This is a genomic window from Photobacterium sp. OFAV2-7 (genome assembly GCF_022347985.1).
GTDB lineage: Bacteria > Pseudomonadota > Gammaproteobacteria > Enterobacterales > Vibrionaceae > Photobacterium.
The window spans coordinates 1-3,530 of sequence record NZ_JAKRFQ010000545.1 but is presented as its reverse complement, the minus strand read 5'-3'; the positions used below and the strand labels follow the sequence as shown (position 1 = coordinate 3,530).

The window sequence follows — 3,530 nt, the reverse complement described above, 5'->3', positions numbered from 1 at the left end:
CAGCTGATTCTGATTCTTTAATATCAAAAAATATCGCATAAATTGCTGGTAAGACTATAAGGGTTAGCACCGTTGCAAATGCAAGGCCGTATGCAATTACGACCGCCATAGATGCGAAAAAAACATCCCCAATTAATGGAATTACTCCTAGTATTGTAGTCAGTGCTCCCATTAGAACTGGACGGGCACGGCTGGTTGTAGAGTCTATCACAGCATCATACCGAGGCTTACCATCATTTATTTCACTATCTATTTGGTCAACTAGTACAATTGCATTTTTAATTAATAAACCAGATAATGAGAGTAGACCTAGTAATCCCATAAACTCTAACGGGGTATCAGTTAATAGTAGCCCTGCCACAACACCAACAACTGCTAACGGTACAATAAGCCAAATAATTGTTGCTTGGCGTATAGCATTGAAAAGTATAACAACTACTAACACCATTGAAAGTAAACCTAATGGTAACGTTGTAGCAAGCTCTGCATTAGCTTTTTCACTATCACCAAACTCTCCATCCCATCGAAGAGAATACCCTGGCGGTAAATCAATAGCTTCAATTTGTGGACGTAACTCTGCGAGTAACTCAGAAGCCCTTACGCCAGGAACAGGGTCAGCTTGAACTTTCATCGTCCATATACGGTTCTCACGAAGCATTTGCCCATCCATCCAGGAAATATTCATTTCCCTCAGGCTCTCTGATAAGGGTACCGTGGTTCCTGTAAGATAACTTGGAATTTGAATATCTCTAGCCATCGATAGGCTCCGTCTTTCATTTTCCGGAGCTCGGAAAATGATAGGTAACTGGCGCTCTTCCTCTCGATAAACCCCAACCATTTTGCCTGAAAAATTGCTATTGAATGAATCAGCGAAAGCTTGACGCGAAACTCCAATTCTACCTCCTCGAATCGAGTCATACTCTGGGCGTATGACAGGGATTTGCTGGCGCCAATTATTTTTTATTGCAGTGGCACGTTGGTTACGAGCCATAATATCAATAGCCTGCTGTGACAGCTTGCGAAGTTCTTGAGGCTCTGGGCCATAGAAAGTAGCCTCAATTTTTGAACCCTGACTCGGCCCAAGCCTAAAGCGCCAAACTCTTGCTTGGGCATTTGGATAGTTTTGATCAAGATATCTTTGAACTTTTTGAATAAGGTCGTTTACTATTTCCAGTTCTTCAACTTTCAAGATTATTTGAGCATAGGCGCTATTAGGTAATTCCGGAGAGTAAATCAACATGTATCGCATGGCACCCGCGCCAACAACGGAATGCATAGCAGTTATACCATCATACTGTTTCAGCTCTTGTTCTATCTTAGCGATATCGCGTTTAGTTACAGAGATATCAGTTCCTTCCGGCAACCAATAATCCACTGCAATTTGCGGAGTAGTCGACGTAGGGAAAAAGCCTTCTTTGACATTATTTAATCCCCAAACAGCGGATAAAAATACAGTGATGGTGCTCGCCACTACTAGCCAACGATACTTGAGTACATTATTCAATAGCCCTATATATGCACTTAATAATATTCCTTTTTTGACTGTATTATCCTGTACCTCGGTTAAGTCCAATTTTTTCTGAAAAATCAAATTGGCCAAATAAGGTACAATGCCTATTGCAAAAAACCAGCTATAGGTTAGTGAAATTAATATTACCCAAAATAGATGGTTGGTATATTCAGCTGTGTCACCAGGTGCAAAACCGATCGGAGCGAATGCAATAATACCAACGACTGTACCACCTAATAGGGACCATTTGGTTTGTTCAACAGTTTGACGAGCTGATTGTAATACACTTTTACCAGACTTGACTCCGACTAGTATTCCATCCGTAATAACAATAGCATTATCAACTAACATTCCTAATGCAATAATTAATGCTCCAAGCGAGATTCGGTGCATTGGAATTCCCATCAGATCAATAGTTGCTAGTGTTGCTGCCACAATGATGACAAGAACAGAACCTATAATTGTTGCTGATTGCAATCCCATAAAAATCAACAGAGTGACCAACACAATTAAAATAGCAATCAGGACATTAATCGCAAAACTATCTACAGCTTCGTTAACTGCGTCCCCTTGATGGTAGAATTCATGTATATGCATACCAAGTGGTCGATTAGGTTTCGTTTCTTGCAATTTGAGACGAATATTAGCTCCAATTTTGGCGATATTCGTGCCGCTTACGTTAGATATACCTAATGCAATAGCAGGCTCTCCGTTGTAACGAGTATATAATATTGCTGGTTCAGCCTCTTGTCGTTTGACTAATGCAATATCTCCTAATTTTACCAAGTCATTACTACTTTCAATAGATATGGTCACTTGTCGAATATCTTCTACTGAATTTAACTGGCCGGTAGGATATATAACAAGTCGTTGCTCACCAACAAGTAGATTCCCACTTGAGGTGATTACATTCTGCTGCTCTAGATCATTAAAAATATCCGAAATAGAAACACCAAGTGCCGCTGCTCTATCACGTGACATTTCGATAGTAATGATTTCCTGTTGCTCCCCCATCAAAGATATCTTAGCTACACCATCAACGCTCAATAAATCCTTACGAAGATCTTTGGCATATTCCTCAATCTCTTGAATGCTATATCCGTTGCCTGTTATTAGATAATAGAGACCGAATACATCACCATAGTCGTCATTAACAAGAGGTTTAGCTGCTCCAACGGGCAAATTTCGTTCTACGTTGTTTATCTTACTGCGTAGTCGCATCCATACCGAGTTTAGTTCTTCACGTGATTTAGAGAATGTATGCTTGGCCTCAACTTTAATAATTGAATACCCAAAGTATGATGTAGCAGTTATCTTTGAAATCTCTTGCATCCCTTGAATTTCTGATTCAATAATGTCAGACACTTCATTGGTCACTTCCTCAGGAGAGGCCCCGGGATATTCTGTAATAATCTGAGCTTCTCGTATCAAAAACTCAGGGTCCTCCAGACGGGGCATGCTGAAGTAAGATAAAAGTCCAAATACTATAGATGCTCCAATAATAATGATACTTAATAAGCGTCTCTTTATAAAAAAATCCGTAATATTCATTATTCGCTCCAGCGCTTAAATTGCCTTACTTGAACGCCTTCATATAAAGAGTTTGCTCCTGCACTAATTATAACTTCTCCGGGTTCTAAATTACTAACTGACACATTATTATCATCACCTGGAGTAACATGTACATTACGGCGACTAACAGTCATTGTTACTTGATCTAATACCCAAACATATGTCTCACCACCATCAGCAACAATAGAACTAAGTGGAACAGAAAAAGTGTTCGAGTGTTCTTTTTTTGTTGGGGAAAATTCACCAGTTAAAGTACCTGTCATTCCCGGAAGAATAACTAGTTTCTTCGGAGGTTTAAAGCTGTAACGGACCTCAAAGGTTTGAGTTGCTGGATCTGCTTTACCTGCAAATTCTAATAACTTAGCTGGGATAGATATATCCGGGGCTGCATCAAGTTCAAGGGTGATAATATCTGGCATCTCAGTTTCTGATTTTATTACAAGGCTTG

General features: G+C 39.8%; 2 protein-coding genes. Both read right to left on the bottom strand.

What is annotated here, in order from left to right; translation table 11 throughout:
• A partial coding sequence (locus MHN01_RS20615; RefSeq protein ID WP_239413136.1) for an efflux RND transporter permease subunit occupies window positions 1-3,061 on the bottom strand: 3,061 nt, incomplete at its 3' end.
• A partial coding sequence (locus tag MHN01_RS20610) for an efflux RND transporter periplasmic adaptor subunit (protein ID WP_370646530.1) occupies window positions 3,061-3,530 on the bottom strand: 470 nt, incomplete at its 5' end. The genes MHN01_RS20615 and MHN01_RS20610, both read right to left, overlap by 1 nt.